Annotated in this window: 17 protein-coding genes; 14 read left to right on the top strand and 3 right to left on the bottom strand. The window is 62.7% G+C overall.

Annotated elements, in window-relative coordinates; all coding sequences use genetic code 11:
- Nucleotides 1-28: 28 nt before the first annotated feature.
- Nucleotides 29-1492, top strand: a complete 1464-nt coding sequence (gene selO, locus GH769_RS27220; protein WP_032904073.1) for a protein adenylyltransferase SelO — start codon at nt 29-31, stop codon at nt 1490-1492.
- 41 nt (nt 1493-1533) lie between these two features.
- Here selO and GH769_RS27215 read toward each other — a convergent pair whose 3' ends face one another.
- Entirely contained in the window at nt 1534-1758 is a 225-nt protein-coding gene (locus GH769_RS27215) for a hypothetical protein (RefSeq protein ID WP_032904074.1), read from the bottom strand.
- Between the two features lie 81 nt (nt 1759-1839).
- On the opposite strand from GH769_RS27215, the gene trxC reads away from it, so the two are divergent.
- A complete protein-coding gene (gene trxC / locus GH769_RS27210; RefSeq protein ID WP_032904075.1) occupies nt 1840-2274 on the top strand; it encodes a thioredoxin TrxC in 435 nt (144 codons plus the stop codon).
- 132 nt (nt 2275-2406) lie between these two features.
- Here the strand turns inward: trxC and GH769_RS27205 are convergent, their stop codons facing one another.
- Together GH769_RS27205 and GH769_RS27200 are read right to left on the bottom strand one after the other, a co-directional pair.
- Nucleotides 2407-2625, bottom strand: coding sequence for a DUF6124 family protein (locus GH769_RS27205; protein WP_014716607.1), 219 nt, complete (start codon nt 2623-2625; stop codon nt 2407-2409).
- Between the two features lie 485 nt (nt 2626-3110).
- Complete coding sequence (locus GH769_RS27200; protein ID WP_020301660.1) at nt 3111-3881, bottom strand: ParA family protein; 771 nt, start codon at nt 3879-3881, stop codon at nt 3111-3113.
- A 313-nt stretch (nt 3882-4194) separates the two neighbouring features.
- Here GH769_RS27200 and GH769_RS27195 point away from each other — a divergent pair, with 313 nt between their 5' ends.
- The 12 genes from GH769_RS27195 to GH769_RS27140 all read left to right on the top strand — a co-directional run bounded on the left by GH769_RS27195 (nt 4195) and on the right by GH769_RS27140 (nt 15163).
- A complete protein-coding gene (locus GH769_RS27195; protein WP_014716605.1) occupies nt 4195-4914 on the top strand; it encodes a beta-ketoacyl synthase chain length factor in 720 nt (239 codons plus the stop codon).
- The gene (locus tag GH769_RS27190; RefSeq protein WP_032904076.1) at nt 4890-5702 is read left to right on the top strand and encodes a 1-acyl-sn-glycerol-3-phosphate acyltransferase; all 813 of its coding nucleotides are present in this window, start codon (nt 4890-4892) and stop codon (nt 5700-5702) included. The genes GH769_RS27195 and GH769_RS27190 overlap by 25 nt, the downstream gene beginning before the upstream one ends.
- Complete coding sequence (locus GH769_RS27185; RefSeq protein WP_032904077.1) at nt 5680-5949, top strand: phosphopantetheine-binding protein; 270 nt, start codon at nt 5680-5682, stop codon at nt 5947-5949. Before GH769_RS27190 ends, GH769_RS27185 begins: the two co-directional genes overlap by 23 nt.
- Before the next feature lie 9 nt (nt 5950-5958).
- On the top strand, nt 5959-6213 hold the full coding sequence (locus GH769_RS27180; RefSeq protein WP_003187949.1) for an acyl carrier protein: 255 nt from the start codon (nt 5959-5961) through the stop codon (nt 6211-6213).
- Complete coding sequence (locus GH769_RS27175) at nt 6210-6755, top strand: membrane protein (RefSeq protein ID WP_014716602.1); 546 nt, start codon at nt 6210-6212, stop codon at nt 6753-6755. Before GH769_RS27180 ends, GH769_RS27175 begins: the two co-directional genes overlap by 4 nt.
- Entirely contained in the window at nt 6752-8422 is a 1671-nt protein-coding gene (locus GH769_RS27170) for an AMP-binding protein (protein WP_032904078.1), read from the top strand. The genes GH769_RS27175 and GH769_RS27170 overlap by 4 nt, the downstream gene beginning before the upstream one ends.
- A gap of 149 nt (nt 8423-8571) precedes the next feature.
- On the top strand, nt 8572-9306 hold the full coding sequence (locus tag GH769_RS27165) for a glycosyltransferase family 2 protein (RefSeq protein ID WP_032904079.1): 735 nt from the start codon (nt 8572-8574) through the stop codon (nt 9304-9306).
- Nucleotides 9303-10238 (top strand): glycosyl transferase, encoded by a 936-nt coding sequence (locus GH769_RS27160; protein WP_014716599.1) that lies wholly within the window; start codon nt 9303-9305, stop codon nt 10236-10238. The genes GH769_RS27165 and GH769_RS27160 overlap by 4 nt, the downstream gene beginning before the upstream one ends.
- Nucleotides 10222-11763 carry a histidine ammonia-lyase gene (hutH, locus tag GH769_RS27155; RefSeq protein ID WP_032904080.1) on the top strand — a complete coding sequence of 514 codons (1542 nt, stop codon included), beginning with the start codon at nt 10222-10224 and terminating at the stop codon, nt 11761-11763. Before GH769_RS27160 ends, hutH begins: the two co-directional genes overlap by 17 nt.
- On the top strand, nt 11756-12181 hold the full coding sequence (locus GH769_RS27150) for a thioesterase family protein (protein WP_032904081.1): 426 nt from the start codon (nt 11756-11758) through the stop codon (nt 12179-12181). The genes hutH and GH769_RS27150 overlap by 8 nt, the downstream gene beginning before the upstream one ends.
- A complete protein-coding gene (locus tag GH769_RS27145; protein ID WP_230957591.1) occupies nt 12178-12861 on the top strand; it encodes an outer membrane lipoprotein carrier protein LolA in 684 nt (227 codons plus the stop codon). Before GH769_RS27150 ends, GH769_RS27145 begins: the two co-directional genes overlap by 4 nt.
- Nucleotides 12833-15163 carry an MMPL family transporter gene (locus GH769_RS27140; protein WP_032904083.1) on the top strand — a complete coding sequence of 777 codons (2331 nt, stop codon included), beginning with the start codon at nt 12833-12835 and terminating at the stop codon, nt 15161-15163. Before GH769_RS27145 ends, GH769_RS27140 begins: the two co-directional genes overlap by 29 nt.
- The last annotated feature ends 28 nt before the right edge of the window (nt 15164-15191 follow it).

Genomic DNA, 15191 nt, shown 5'->3' with positions numbered 1-15191 from the left:
TGCTCGGACATTCTGCTGGAGATGGCCGGTGAAAGCCCTCGACGAACTGACCTTCGACAATCGCTTCGCACGCCTGGGCGATGCGTTCTCAACCCACGTTCTGCCCGAACCCCTGGACGAACCGCGCCTGGTGGTAGCGAGCAAGGCCGCCATGGCGCTGCTCGACCTCGACCCGGCCGTGGCCGAAACCTCCGTGTTTGCCGAACTGTTTGGCGGCCACAAACTGTGGGCCGAAGCCGAGCCACGGGCGATGGTGTATTCCGGGCATCAATTCGGCGGCTACACGCCGCAACTGGGCGATGGCCGCGGGTTGCTGCTGGGCGAGGTCTATAACGAGGCCGGCGAGCATTGGGATTTGCACCTCAAGGGCGCCGGGATGACGCCTTACTCGCGCATGGGCGACGGGCGGGCGGTGTTGCGCTCTTCGATTCGTGAATTCCTCGCCTCCGAAGCCCTGCATGCGCTGGGCATCCCCACCAGCCGCGCCCTGTGCGTGATCGGCTCCAGCACGCCGGTATGGCGGGAGAAACAGGAACGCGGGGCGATGGTTTTACGCCTGGCCCACAGCCATATTCGCTTCGGGCACTTCGAATATTTCTATTACACCAAGAAGCCTGAGCAACAGGCCGAACTGGCCGAGCACGTGCTGAACCTGCACTACCCCGAATGCCGCGAGCAACCCGAGCCTTACCTGGCGATGTTCCGCGAGATCGTCGAGCGCAACGCCGAAATGATCGCCAAGTGGCAGGCTTATGGTTTTTGCCACGGCGTGATGAACACCGACAACATGTCGATCCTGGGCATTACCTTCGACTTCGGGCCCTTCGCGTTTCTCGATGATTTTGACGCGCACTTCATCTGCAACCATTCCGATCATGAAGGCCGCTACTCCTTCAGCAATCAGGTGCCGATCGGGCAATGGAACCTCAGCGCCTTGGCCCAGGCGCTCACGCCGTTAATCAGCGTTGACGCACTGAAAGAAGCCCTCGGCCTGTACCTGCCGCTGTACCAGGCGCACTACCTGGACTTGATGCGCCGCCGCCTGGGCCTGACCACCGCCGAAGACGCCGACCAGCAGTTGGTGGAGCGCTTGCTCAAGCTGATGCAGAACAGCGGCGTGGACTACACGCTGTTCTTGCGCCACCTGGGAGATGAACCCGCTGCTCTGGCCGTGGCGCGGCTACGTGATGACTTTGTCGACCTGGCCGGGTTCGACGCCTGGGCCGAGCAGTACAAGGCGCGCGTGGCGCGGGACGGGGATTACACCCAGGAACAGCGCCGTGAGCGCATGCACGCGGTCAACCCGCTATATATCCTGCGCAACTACCTGGCCCAAAACGCCATCGCCGCCGCCGAATCAGGCGACTACAGCGAAGTGCGGCGGCTGCATGACGTGCTGACCAGACCGTTTGAGGAACAAGCGGGGATGGAGCAGTACGCGCAACGACCGCCGGATTGGGGCAAGCATTTGGAGATTAGTTGTTCGTCGTAAGTCCTAAAGACGGTCGGATTATTCTGCGGTGAGTAGGCTCATCAGATCTGAGGCATACGCTGATGCTCCAGATCATAGGCCTCCACCCAGTCAGAAATGATGTCAAGTAGCCCACTCATTGGATGGTCTTCATCTTCTCCTGTGATATCGAGCAGCTCATCAATCGCCTCGACCAGGACGCCATAATCATCCTCGGTTTGGGGTTTGCGCAGCAGCGTTGCAACGTAAGGCCAATGTTCAATGGCCAGTTTTAGAGCGTGGTTCATGCTTTGTCCTTTTTTCGCGTGTTGATAAACAGCGTCGCCGACACCAGATTGAAGCCAATAGCCGCCCCCAAGGAGCCCCCGATGTCCGAATCTCTTGTAATCCCCTGCCCTCATTGCAACGGCCTCAACCGCATCCCCGGCGAACGCCTGGGTGATGCGCCCAAGTGCGGGCGCTGCAAGCAGTCGGTGTTGCTGAACAAACCCTTTGATTTGAAACAGGGTGACTATGCCAACCAGATCAAGGGCGACCTGCCGCTGCTGGTCGATGTGTGGGCCGACTGGTGCGGGCCGTGCAAGTCGTTTGCGCCGGTGTTCGAACAGGCAGCCGGGCAGTTGGAAGGCAAGTGCCGGCTGGCGAAGCTGGACAGCGAGGCTAACCAGCAGCTGTCGGCGCAGTTGGGGATTCGCTCGATTCCCAGTTTGATACTGTTCAAGAACGGCCGCGAAGTGGCGCGCCAGAGTGGGGCATTTCCGTTGCCGCAGTTGATGAGTTGGTTGCGTAGCCAGGGGGTGTAAACATCCCCCCTCCATCAACTCGGTCAATGTGGGAGCTGGCTTGCCTGCGATGCAGGCGACTCGGTCTGCCTGGTACACCGAGGTGATGCCATCGCAGGCAAGCCAGCTCCCACATTAGATGCATTTCATGCGTTAGGTCAGCGGGGCTTCGCGGTCCATCATCTGGCTGACCAGCATGACGCCCAGTTCGCTTAACTGGTGGATGGCCAGCGCTACGTCGCGGTGTTCGCCGGTGAGGTCGTTGGACAGGTTGAGCAGCAAGGTGCGCACCGAGGAGAAGGTTTCGTAGCTGTTGAGTACGAGGGTTTCGGTGGGGAGGTTGGGTGAAACATTGAAAAGACGGATAGACATGCATTTGTTCCCTGATAGGGCCACTACCGTTTCGCTACTAAACGAAGGGTGGCAGCTGTACGCAGGTTAGTAGACCGGGGAACAAAGCAAAGACCGGCGCACCCGAAGGTGCCCTGCGCACAGCCACCATCAGATAGGCGATAAACGCCATGCTTTTGGAGCAGGTGCACATGCTTTGGTCGGTCGGGCTACTAAACCCGATCACTGAACATTCAGCGACCGGCAAACCTTAGAGACGCCCATCCAGACGCACAAGCCGGCGGATTCTGGCGTAGCTGTAGGCAAGGTTACAAGGCACAAGCCCAATTGCCAGCCCCTTCCTACATACCTTGTGGGACAAATCCAACTCACCTGCCGACATGCAATCCAAACTGTGGGAGCTGGCTTGCCTGCGATAACGGTGTTCCAGGCGACACATTGACTCAATGTGCCGCCCTCATCGCGGGCAAGCCCGGCTCCCACAGTGTTCGGTGTTGCCTGTGGGGTCAGGCGTTCTCAAGTAAGTTATGCAACTCCACAAACTGCTGCGTCAGCTTATGCCGTGGGTCCAGATGAATCAGCGGCTTGCTCTCCTGGTGCGACTCGCGCATACGCACGGAGCTGGCCAGGTACACCGGCAGTACCGGCAGCCCTTCGGCAATCAACTCATCGAGAATCTGTTGCGGCAGGCTCGCCCGGGCCTGGAACTGGTTAACCACGATGCCTTCCACTTCCAGGCCTTCGTTATGGTCGTCCTTCAATTCTTCGATCTCTGCTAGCAGGCCATACAACGCCTGGCGCGAGAAGCTGTCGCAGTCGAAGGGGATCAGCACCCGATCAGCGGCAATCAGCGCCGAAACCGCGTAGAAGTTCAAGGCCGGAGGCGTATCCAGGTAAATGCGGTCGTAATCCTCGCTCAGCTCATCCAGCAGTTTTCGCAGCTTGTTGATTTTGTGCTTGGCTTCGAGCTTGGGCTGCAGGTCTGCCAGCTCGGCGGTGGCGGTGATCACGTGCAGGTTGTCGAACGGCGTTTCGTAGATATCTACCTTGTTCTTCTTCGAAAACGGCCCCGAAGACAGCGTCTGCTTGAAAAAATCCGCGATCCCCATGGGGATGTCGTCACCCGTCAGCCCGGTGAGGTACTGGGTTGAGTTGGCCTGTGCATCGAGGTCCACCAACAGGGTTCGATAACCTTCGCTGGCGCTGACCGCCGCCAGGTTGCAGGCGATGCTGGACTTGCCCACACCGCCTTTTTGATTGAACACCACGCGCCGCATGGAAAAACCTCCGTGTATCAATGAATCCCCCGAGTGTAGAGCGCAAAAGCGCCGGTTAGCTACCTCGTTCATCCTTGCGCGCTGTCTGGCTCACAAATGAATGGAAACCGCGTAACGATCGAGTCCGGCCTTTGATCGCCGATAATCTGCAAATTCTTCCAACTTATTTGTGATCAATAGTGAACAAACTTTCACCACTATTTGCTAGAACCCCACGGCACCGGGATAATGCGCGCCATACGGCCATTGCTCCCTGTCCCGGAATCCGGGGCCATTGGCCGCACATGGAAGCCCGCAGGGGCGGGATTTCTCAGTGATCAACTTCAACATCGCCCAATGGCGCGCCTGGGCTCCCGGCCTTGCGAGTGCGGACGACTGGTACGCCTGGTGCCGGGACCCGGTGTTGCCGCCTGTCAGCGAAGCGTCCCCCGATGTGTCATTTTTGCCAGCCATGCAGCGCCGCCGTCTGAGCCGGCTGGCGCGCATGGCGTTCAGCGTCGGCTGGCCGCTGGCCGAGGGCCTTGAAGACCTGCCGCTGGTGTTTATTTCCCGCCACGGCGAAACCCCGCGCACCCTGGACATCCTCAGTGACCTGGCCAACGAGCAGCCGCTGTCGCCTACTCAGTTCAGCCTGTCGGTGCATAACGCGGTGATTGGCCTGTGGTCAATCCTGCGCAATGAAACCAGCGAGATGACCGCCCTCGCCGCCGCCGGCGATGGCCTCGAACACGGCCTGCTCGAAGCCGCCGCGTTGCTCAACGAAGGCGCCGCCGCCGTATTGCTGGTGATCACCGAAGAACAACCGCCCCACGCCTACGCCAGCTGGATTAGGGATGTGCCCTTCCCCTACGCCCTCGGCCTGTTGCTCACGCCGGGCGACGAGTGGCAACTGGAACTCACCACCGGCACTGTCCAACTCACTCAAACCCAGTGGCCCCACGCCCTGAACCTGCTGCGCACCCTGCTGACCGAACAGGGCGCCTGCCAACATGCCTGGAAGAACCGAGTATGGAACTGGCAACGCAAGCCCTGACCCACAAGCCACGGCAGGCCTATTATTGGCGCCTGTTCGCCACGGCCCTCAGCTTTTGCCTGTTTGGCATCGGCGGGCTGTGCCTGCGTTTGCTGGTATTTCCGTTGCTCAGTTGCCTGCCGGGCGACGCCAGCCAGCACCAACGGCGCGCACGCCACACCATCAGTTGCCTGTTCTGGTTTTTTATTCGCCTGATGAAGGGCCTGGGCATTCTCACGTACAGCGTCGAGGGTGCCGAAAAGCTTGGCCGCCCTGGCCAGATGATCGTCGCCAACCACCCGTCGCTGATCGACGTGGTGTTCCTGATCGGCCTGATGCGCCAGACCAACTGCGTGGTCAAGCAGAGCCTGTTCCAGAACCCGTTCACCCGCAGCCCGGTGCGCGATGCCGGCTATATCAGCAATGACGGCAGTGCCGACATGCTCGATGCCGCAGCCGACGCCCTGCGCGCCGGCCAGACGCTGATCATCTTTCCCGAAGGCACCCGCACCACGCCGGGCGCGGCGCCGGCCTTTCATCGCGGCGGTGCGGCCATTGCGCTGCGTGGTGCGACAATCATCACGCCAGTGGTGATCAAGGTCAGCCCCACCACGCTGACCAAGGCCGAACCCTGGTATCGCATTCCCCACCGTCGATTTCACTTCAGTTTGCGCGTGGGGGCCGATATAGAACCACAAGCGTTCGCCGCGCTCGGCGCCGCGCCCCAGGCTTCACGCAAGCTCAACGATCACCTGCATCACTATTTCATTAAGGAGCTCGCCGAAGATGAGCGACCAACACCGCCTTGAGCACGACATAAAGACGCTGATCATCGAGGCCCTGGGCCTGGAAGACATCAGCGTCGACGACATTGGCAGCGACCAGACCCTGTTTGGCGAAGGCCTGGGCCTGGATTCGGTCGACGCGCTGGAATTGGGCCTGGCGATCCAGAAAAAATACGGCATCAAAATCGATGCCGACGCCAAGGACACCCGCAATCACTTCACCAACGTGGCCAGCCTTGCGGCATTCGTCACGGCCCGACAGGCAGCTTGAGACCGTACCATGCAAACTCGTGACGATATCTTCAACACCCTGCGCGACGCCTTGGTGGAACTGTTTGAACTGCCCCCGGAACGCGTCACCCTCGACGCCAACCTGTACCAGGACCTGGAAATCGACAGCATCGACGCCGTGGACCTGATCGACCACATCAAGCGCCAGACCGGCAAGAAAATCGCCGCCGAAGAGTTCAAGGCGGTACGCACGGTGAACGACGTGGTAGAGGCGGTGTACCGTCTGGTCCAGCCCGCCGCATGAGCCGGCTGATCGGCCTTGGCCTGTTATTGGCGGGGCTGCTGTACCCCTTCGCCGTGTATTACGGCACCGAGCATTTTGCACCCTGGCAGTTCGGCTTGCTGCTGGGCAGCCTGTGGCTGTTGCGCGCGCTCACCGCTGCGCGGCGCCCGGGCAGCCGTTGGATGGCGGTGGTGGTGATCGTGTTTTGCCTGGCACTGGCATGGTTCGATAACCCGCAGTGGCTGCGCTGGTACCCGAGCCTGGTCAGCGGGTTCATGCTGGCGCTGTTCGGCCTGAGCCTGAAATACGGCCCGCCGATGGTCGAGCGCCTGGCACGCATGACCGACCCGCACCTGCCGCCCCACGCGGTGGTGTATACCCGCCGGGTCACCCTGGTGTGGAGTGTGTTTTTTCTCTGTAATGGCCTGCTCGCCGCCGCGCTCACCCTGTGGGCGCCGCTGAGCTGGTGGACGTTGTACAACGGCCTGATCGCCTACGGGCTGATGGGGCTGTTGTTTGCCGTGGAATGGCTGGTACGACAAAGGGTTCGAGGCCGCGTATGAAAGGGTTGAAACTTGAGCATTTGCTGCTTGAGCCACTGCAAGATCGCGGGGTGACCACCGAGCCCCTCATGAACCACGCGCAACTGTGGGAGCAGTCGCTGAGCCTGGCGGCGGGCCTGCAAGCCCGGGGTATCCGGCGCCTGGCCGTGCACCTGGAAGACGCCGGGCTGCTGGCGATTGCGCTGCTGGGCGCCTGGCGCGCAGGCGCGAGCGTGCTGCTGCCCGCCGACCTGCAACCCCAGACGCGCCAACGCTGGGCCACTGCCGTGGATGCCTGGCTGGTCGAAGCCAGCGACCTGGACGCGCTGTATCAAGTGCCCTTGAGCGCCGCCGCCCTCGACCTGGACACTTGCCAACTGAGCCTGTGCACCTCCGGCTCCAGCGGCGAGCCCAAGCGCATCGACAAGTCCCTGCGCCAGTTGGCCAATGAAGTAGAGGCGCTGGAGGCCCTGTGGGGCAAAGACCTCAAGGACGCCTGCATCATCGGCAGTGTCGCCACCCAGCATATCTACGGCTTGCTGTTTCGCGTGCTGTGGCCGCTGTGCGCAGGTCGCACCTTTGTGCGCAAACAACTGGCGTTCCCCGAAGACATGCAGCGCGCCAGCCGAGAGCACCGGCAATTTGCCTGGGTGGCCAGCCCGGCGTTGCTCAAGCGCATGGGCGACAACCTCGACTGGCCGGCACTGAGCCAGGTTGCGCGAGTGTTTTCCTCCGGCGGTGCATTGCCGATTGAAGCTGCCGGCAGCCTCTACGACCGTTTACAGCAATGGCCGACGGAAATCCTCGGCAGCTCGGAAACCGGCGGCATCGCCTGGCGCCAGGGTGCGCAACCCTGGCAGCCGTTTGCCGATGTACAACTGAGCCAGGATGCCGACGGCGCTCTGCGTATCGCATCAAAATACCTGCCCGAAGGGCACATCGAACAGACTGCCGACGCTGCACGCATCCATGCCGATGGCCGTTTTGAGTTGCTGGGCCGCCTGGACCGTATCGTCAAGCTGGAAGAGAAACGCATCTCCCTGCCGATGCTCGAACAGGCGTTGATGACCCACCCGTGGGTCGCCGAAACCCGCTTGGGCGTGGTGCAGGAAAACCGCGCCTCCCTCGGCGCGCTGGTGGTGCTCAGCAGCGATGGCTTGCATGCCCTGCGCAACCAGGGCCGCCGCACGCTCACCCAAACCTTGCGCCAGCACTTGAGCCAACATTGCGAGGCCCTGGCCTTGCCGCGCCGCTGGCGCTTGCTGCGCCAACTGCCGCTGAACAGCCAGGGCAAGCTGCCTCAGGCCGATGTCGAAGCCTTGTTGCTGGCGCCTCGCCCCAAGGGCCCAGAGGTGTTGGCGCAAGTCGAAACCGAAGGTGAATGGACCTTGCAACTGAGCATCCCACCGGACCTGGCCTATTTCAGCGGGCACTTCCCGGTCACCCCAGTATTGCCGGGGGTGGGGCAGGTGGAATGGGCGTTCAACCTGGGCCAGCAATTGCTCGACCTGCCAACCCGGTTCGCCGGCATGGAAGTGCTCAAGTTCCAGCAACTGGTGCGCCCGGGCGATCACATCGAACTGCACCTGCGCTTTGATCGGGAGCGTAGCAAACTGTACTTCGCCTATCGCAATGGGGTTGCGGCGTGCTCAAGCGGGCGGATCGTGCTGGAGGCCGCGCATGCATAAGCCGGGTGAGCACTTCGTGCTCAATCGCGGGCAAACCCGCTCCCACACTGGATCAGTGTCGGCCAACAATCTTGTGTGCACAGCAAATCCAATGTGGGAGCTGGCTTGCCTGCGATGCAGGCGGCGCGGTGTATCGGTTGCCCCCCATCATGCATAACCCCTGCGCTTTAATCCCGGTGTACAACCACGAAGCCGCCGTGCCGGCCGTGGTCCAGAGTGTGCTGAAAAGCGGCCTGCCCTGCCTCTTGGTGGACGATGGCAGCAGCGCCGCCTGCGCAGCCGTGCTGGCGCACCTGGCGACGCTGGACAACGTCACCCTGCTGACCCTGCCCAGCAACCAGGGCAAGGGCGGCGCCGTGATGGCCGGTTTCCGCGAGGCAGCGCGCCTGGGCTACACCCACGCCCTGCAAGTGGACGCCGATGGTCAGCACGACCTGCGCGAAGTCGAGACCTTTATCCACACCTCACGCCAGCACCCCGACGCCGTCATCTGCGGCTACCCCGAATACGACGACAGCGTGCCCAAGGGTCGCCTGTACGCACGTTACCTGACCCACGTTTGGGTGTGGATCAACACCCTGTCGCTTGAGATTCGCGACTCGATGTGCGGCTTTCGCGTGTACCCGCTGGCTCCGACCCTGGCGCTGATGGACTCGGCCTACATCGGCACGCACATGGATTTCGACTCGGACATCCTGGTACGCCTGGCCTGGCGCAACCAGCCTATGCGCTGGCTGCCCACCCAGGTGCACTACCCCGCCGACGGCCTGTCGCACTTTCGCTTGTTGCGTGACAACCTGCGCATCAGCGCCATGCACACGCGGTTGTTCTTCGGCATGCTCGTGCGCGCGCCGATGATCCTGTGGCGACGGTGGCAAGCATGAACGACAGCACCAAACATTGGGCCGACCGCGAGGAACGCGGCAGCTTCTGGCTGATGAAATTCACCGCGGTCGCGGTCAAAGTCCTCGGCCGTCGCCTATTGAGCCCGTTGCTCTACAGCATCGTCTTTTACTTCTTCCTGTTCGGCCGCACCGCACGCCACAGCGCGTGGCAATACCAGCAGCGGCTGGCGCAATGGAGCGGGCGCGATGACTTGCTGCCGAGCCACCGCACCGTCTTTGCCCAGTTCATGGCCTTCGCCGATTCGCTGCTGGACAAGCTGGACGTGTGGAACGGCAAGCTGCGCCTGGAGCAAATCGAGATCAACGATCCGGCGCAGTTGCGCAGCCAACTGCGTGGCGAGCGCGGGCAGATGCTGGTGGGTGCGCACCTGGGTAACCTGGAAGTGTGCCGCGCCCTCGCGGAGATTGGTGAGCAGGTCACCATGAACGTGCTGGTGCACACCAAGCACGCCGAGCGTTTCAACCGCCTGCTGGGCGAGGCCGGCGCGACCCATTTGCGCCTGATTCAGGTGAGCGAACTGGACCCGGCCACCATGCTGCTGCTCAGCCAGCGCCTGGACGATGGCGAGTGGCTGGCGATTGCCGGCGACCGCATCCCGCTGCACGGCGGGCGTACGGTGCGCGTGGACTTCCTCGGCCATACGGCGGCATTTCCCCAAGGCCCATGGCTGCTGGCGGGCTTGCTCAAGTGCCCGGTCAATCTGCTGATGTGTCTTAAGCACCAGGGCCGCTATCGCCTGACTATCGAGCCCTTTGCCGATTTGATCGAGTGGAAGCGCAGTACCCGCGAGCAGGTCATCGCCCTGTGGACCGCCCGCTACGCCGCACGCTTGGGCCAGTTCTGCCTGCAAGCGCCCCAACAATGGTTCAACTTTTACCCTTTCTGGAAGACCGATGACGACGCCTCTTGAGCCCATCACCTTTGGTGAACGCCCCCTGCGCATCGAAGACGTGCTGGCCCTGGCCAACCGCCAGGTACCCACTCGCCTGCAGGACGATGCCGCGTACCGCCAACGCATCGCCAAGGGCGCGCAGTTCCTCGACTCGCTGCTGGACAAGGAAGGCGTGATCTACGGCGTGACCACCGGCTACGGCGACTCCTGCGTAGTGGCGGTGCCGCTGGAGCACGTCGAAGCCTTGCCGCGTCATCTGTACACCTTTCACGGTTGCGGCCTGGGCACGTTGCTCGACGCCCAAGCCACCCGTGCCGTGCTGGCGGCGCGTTTGCAGTCGCTGTGCCATGGCGTATCGGGCGTACGCGTGGAGCTGCTGGAGCGCTTGCACGCCTTCCTCGAACACGATGTGCTGCCACTGATCCCGGAAGAAGGCTCGGTGGGTGCCAGTGGTGATCTGACGCCGCTGTCCTACGTGGCCGCGACCTTGTCCGGCGAGCGCGAGGTGCTATTCCGTGGCGAACGCCGTCCGGCGGCCGACGTGCACCGCGAGCTGAGCTGGGAGCCGTTGGTCCTGCGCCCCAAGGAAGCCCTGGCACTGATGAACGGCACCGCGGTGATGACCGGCCTGGCCTGCCTGGCCTTTGCCCGCGCCGACTATCTGTTGCAACTGGCCACGCGCATCACCGCGCTCAATGTGGTGGCGCTGCAAGGCAACCCGGAACACTTCGACGAGCGCCTCTTCGCCGCCAAGCCGCACCCAGGGCAGATGCAAGTGGCTGCGTGGCTGCGCCACGACCTGGCGATCGATGCACCGACCGCACCGCTGCATCGCTTGCAGGATCGCTATTCGCTGCGCTGCGCACCCCACGTACTCGGCGTGCTGGCCGATAGCTTGAGCTGGCTGCGCTCGTTCATCGAAATCGAGCTCAACAGCGCCAACGACAACCCGATCATCGATGCCGAAGAAGAACGCGTGCTGCATGGCGGGCACTTCTACGGTGGGCATATCGCCTTCGCCATGGACAGCCTCAAAACCCTGGTGGCCAACGTTGCCGACCTGCTCGACCGCCAGCTCGCACTGTTGGTGGACGTGCGTTACAACCATGGCCTGCCGAGCAACCTGTCGGGCGCCCCGGCTGATCGCGCAATGATCAACCATGGCTTCAAGGCCGTGCAGATCGGCACCAGCGCCTGGACCGCCGAAGCGCTGAAAAACACCATGCCGGCCAGCGTGTTCTCACGCTCTACCGAGTGCCACAACCAGGACAAGGTGAGCATGGGCACCATCGCTGCCCGCGATGCGATCCGCGTGCTGGAGTTGACCGAACAGGTGGCCGCCGCGACCCTGCTCGCCGCCAACCAGGGCGTGTGGCTGCGCGCCCAGGCCGAGGATGCCCGCCCACTGCCACCGGCACTGGCCGCGATGCACGCGGAACTGGCCCAGGACTTTGCGCCGGTCATCGAAGACCGCGCCTTGGAAGGCGAACTGCGCCTGTGCCTGCAACGCATCGCCGCGCAACACTGGAGGCTGCATGCGTAGCCCCGGCGTGTTGCACAGCGACACTGAAATCCTCGTGCCGTTTTTCGACATCGACACCATGAACGTGGTGTGGCACGGGCACTACGTGAAGTACCTGGAGGTGGCGCGCTGTGCGTTGCTGGACAAGATCGGCCATAACTACATGGCGATGCTCGAAGCCGGCTACGCCTGGCCAGTGATCGACATGCAGCTACGCTATGTACGCGGCGCGACCTTCGGCCAGACCATCAATGTGCGCGCCAGCCTGGTGGAATGGGAGAACCGTTTGAAGGTGAACTACCTGATTACCGACCTGGCCAGCGGCGAACGCTTGACCCGCGCCAGCACCGTGCAAGTAGCGGTGGAAATCGCCAGCCGCGAGATGCAACTGGCCTCGCCCAAAGTCTTCACCGATGCCGTAGAGAGAGCCTTGAAATGAGATCCCCTGTGGGAGCGGGCTTGCCCGCGATGGACGTTAACGATAAAGCAGGTCGCCTGACGCTGCGCAGCGCCCTCAGGTTCTTCGCGGGCAAGCCCGCGCCCACATTGATCGCGTTGTTGCTGAGCTTCAGCGCCCACGCCTTCGACCTCCAGCAGTTGAGCGATCAGCTTGCCAAACCCTCCGTGATCCACGGCAACTTCACCCAGGAAAAACACCTGCGCGCCCTGCCCCAGCCATTGGTGAGCAAAGGCACCTTCGTGCTCGCCAAGGATCAAGGCCTGCTGTGGCTGTTGAAAAGCCCGCTGCAACAGGACTACCGCATTACAGCCCAGGGCATTGCCCGCCGCGATGCCAATGGCTGGCAACTACTGCCAAACAAGAGTGCCGGCGCCGAACAGAATCGTTTGTTCCTGGCAGTACTGCAGGGCGACAGCAGTGGCCTGCAGCGCGACTTCGACCTGCAACTGCAAGGCGAGGCCCAACAATGGAAGCTCACGCTGACCCCACGCTCACTGCTGCTCAAGCAAGTCTTCACCCAGATCAATATCGACGGCGGCGCACTGGTGCGCACCATTGAACTGCTGGAAACCCAAGGCGACAGCACGCTGTTGCGCATGCAGGACAATACCGCCGACCAGCCGTTGAGCAATGCGGAGCAACACGACTTTGCCCAGTGAGCGCCTGCTGCCGCGCCTGTTCCTGACCTTGCTGGTGGCCGTGCTGGCCCTGGCAGGCTGGCAGTGGCGTGATGGCGCGCCGTTGTCGGCCAACCTGATGGAACTGGTGCCCGGCAGCACGCCGGACGCCTTGGAACTGCAAGCCGAACAGCGCATGCAAGAGCCGCTCAACCGCGAAATGCTGGTACTGGTGGGGCATGCCGACCGCCAGCAAGCGGTGGCCGTGGCGCAGCAACTGGGTGAGCGTTGGCAGGCCAGCGGCCTGTTTGAAAAGGTGCAGTGGAACCTGCAAGCCGACTTGCCAGCGTTGCGCGAACAACTGCTGCGTGGGCGTTTGTCGATGCTCTCGTCCAAGGACCGCGAACAACTGATCCAGCAGCCTGAGGCGTTCATCCAGCAACGCGTGCAATCGCTGTTCGACCCCTTCACCGGCTTCAGCCTGGTGCCAAGCCAGGACGATTGGCTCGGCCTCACCGGGCGCATCCAGAACAGCCAGCCGCAACACGGTGCGGTGCAAATGGACATCGGCAGCGGCGCCTTGATCGCCGATGCCGACGGCAAGAGTTGGGTGCTACTGCGAGCGCGCACTACCGGCAACGCCTTCGACATGAAGCTGCCGCTGCAAGTGGCGGACTTGCTGAAGGCCAGCCGCGAGCAAGCCAGCGCACACGGCGCGCAACTGCTCGCCGCCAGCGGTTTGCTCTATGCGGCCAACGGGCAACAGCAGGCCACGCGGGAAATGACCTGGGTCGGCGGCGGCGCCACCCTGGGCATCCTGTTATTGCTGCTGCTGGCGTTCCGACGCTGGCGGGTGCTGCTGGCGTTCGTGCCGGTACTGGTGGGCATGCTGTTTGGCGCGGTGGCATGTGTGGCGCTGTTTGGGCATATGCATGTGATGACCCTGGTGCTGGGTTCCAGCCTGATCGGCGTGGCGGTGGATTACCCACTGCACTACCTGTCCAAAAGCTGGAGCCTGCAACCCTGGCGCAGTTGGCCGGCGTTGCGCCTGACCCTGCCAGGGCTGAGCCTGAGCCTGGCCACCAGCGCTATCGGCTACCTGGCGCTGGCCTGGACGCCGTTCCCGGCGCTGACCCAGATTGCGGTGTTTTCGGCTGCCGGTTTGGTCGGTGCCTATTTGTGTGCCGTGTGCCTGTTGCCCGCGCTGCTCAAGGGCGTGGAACTGCGCCCGGCGCAATGGCCGCTGCGTGTCGCCCAAAGCCTATGGCAGCTGCGCACGGCCTTGCTCAAACGCGTGCCCAGTTCGGTACTGCTGGTGTGGGTGCTGCTGTTCTGCGCGGCGGGCCTGTGGCAACTGAACACTAAAAACGATATCCGCCAATGGATCGGTGCACCGCCGCAGTTGCTGCAGGAAGCCCAGGCCGTGGCGCGCATCACCGGGTTCCAGCCCACCAGCCAGTTTTTCCTGGTGCGGGCGGACAATCAGCAGCAGTTGCTGGAACGCCAGGCCGCCCTGGGCAAACGCTTGGACCAGTTGGTACAGATGGACAAGCTTCAGGGCTACCTGGCGCTCAATCAACTGGTCAACCTCCCCGCCGAACAACAACAGTTGCGCGAGGCGCTGAACAACCTGGCGCTACACTGGCAACCGCTACTGGACCTCGGCGTGCCCCTCAGTGCCCTGCAAGCCGAAGTGGCGCAATTGCAGGCGCTGCCTACCGCAGACATCGACGCCGCACTGCAAGGCCCGCTGGCCGAGCCCTGGCGCACCCTGTGGCTCGGCCCGGTCGACGGCGGCGTGGCAGCCATGGTCAGCCTGCAAGGCTTGAACAACCCGGCGCTGCTGCGGGTACAGGCGCTGGACTTGCCCGGCGTGCAACTGGTCGACCGCCTGGGCGACTTGAACCGCGTATTTGCCGACACGCAGATCAGCGCTGCCGAATTGAAGTTGCTGTCTTGCGTGCTGATCGTGCTATTGCTGATTGCGCCCTTCGGCGTTGGCGGCGCCTTGCGTATCGTCGCCCTGCCGCTGCTGGCCGCGTTGTGCAGCCTGGCCAGCCTCGGTTGGCTGGGCCAGCCGCTGACTTTGTTCAGCCTGTTTGGCCTGCTGCTGGTCACGGCCATCAGCGTCGACTATGCGATTTTGATGCGCGAGCAGATCGGCGGCCCTGCCGTCAGCCTGTTGGGAACACTGCTGGCAGCGCTGACGACTTGGTTGTCGTTCGGCCTGCTGGCGGTCTCCAGTACACCGGCCGTGAGTAATTTCGGCTTGTCGGTCAGCCTGGGCCTGGCGTTCAGCTTTATGCTGGCGCCCTGGGCCGGCCGGCAGAAACACGCCTTATGAATGTGATTAGCGCCTATGCGGCAAGGAG

The sequence above is a fragment of the Pseudomonas sp. CFSAN084952 genome, assembly GCF_009648855.1.
Taxonomy (GTDB): domain Bacteria; phylum Pseudomonadota; class Gammaproteobacteria; order Pseudomonadales; family Pseudomonadaceae; genus Aquipseudomonas; species Aquipseudomonas paracarnis.
Note: the sequence above shows the minus strand (reverse complement) of the source record. Positions and strands in the feature narration are given on the sequence as shown.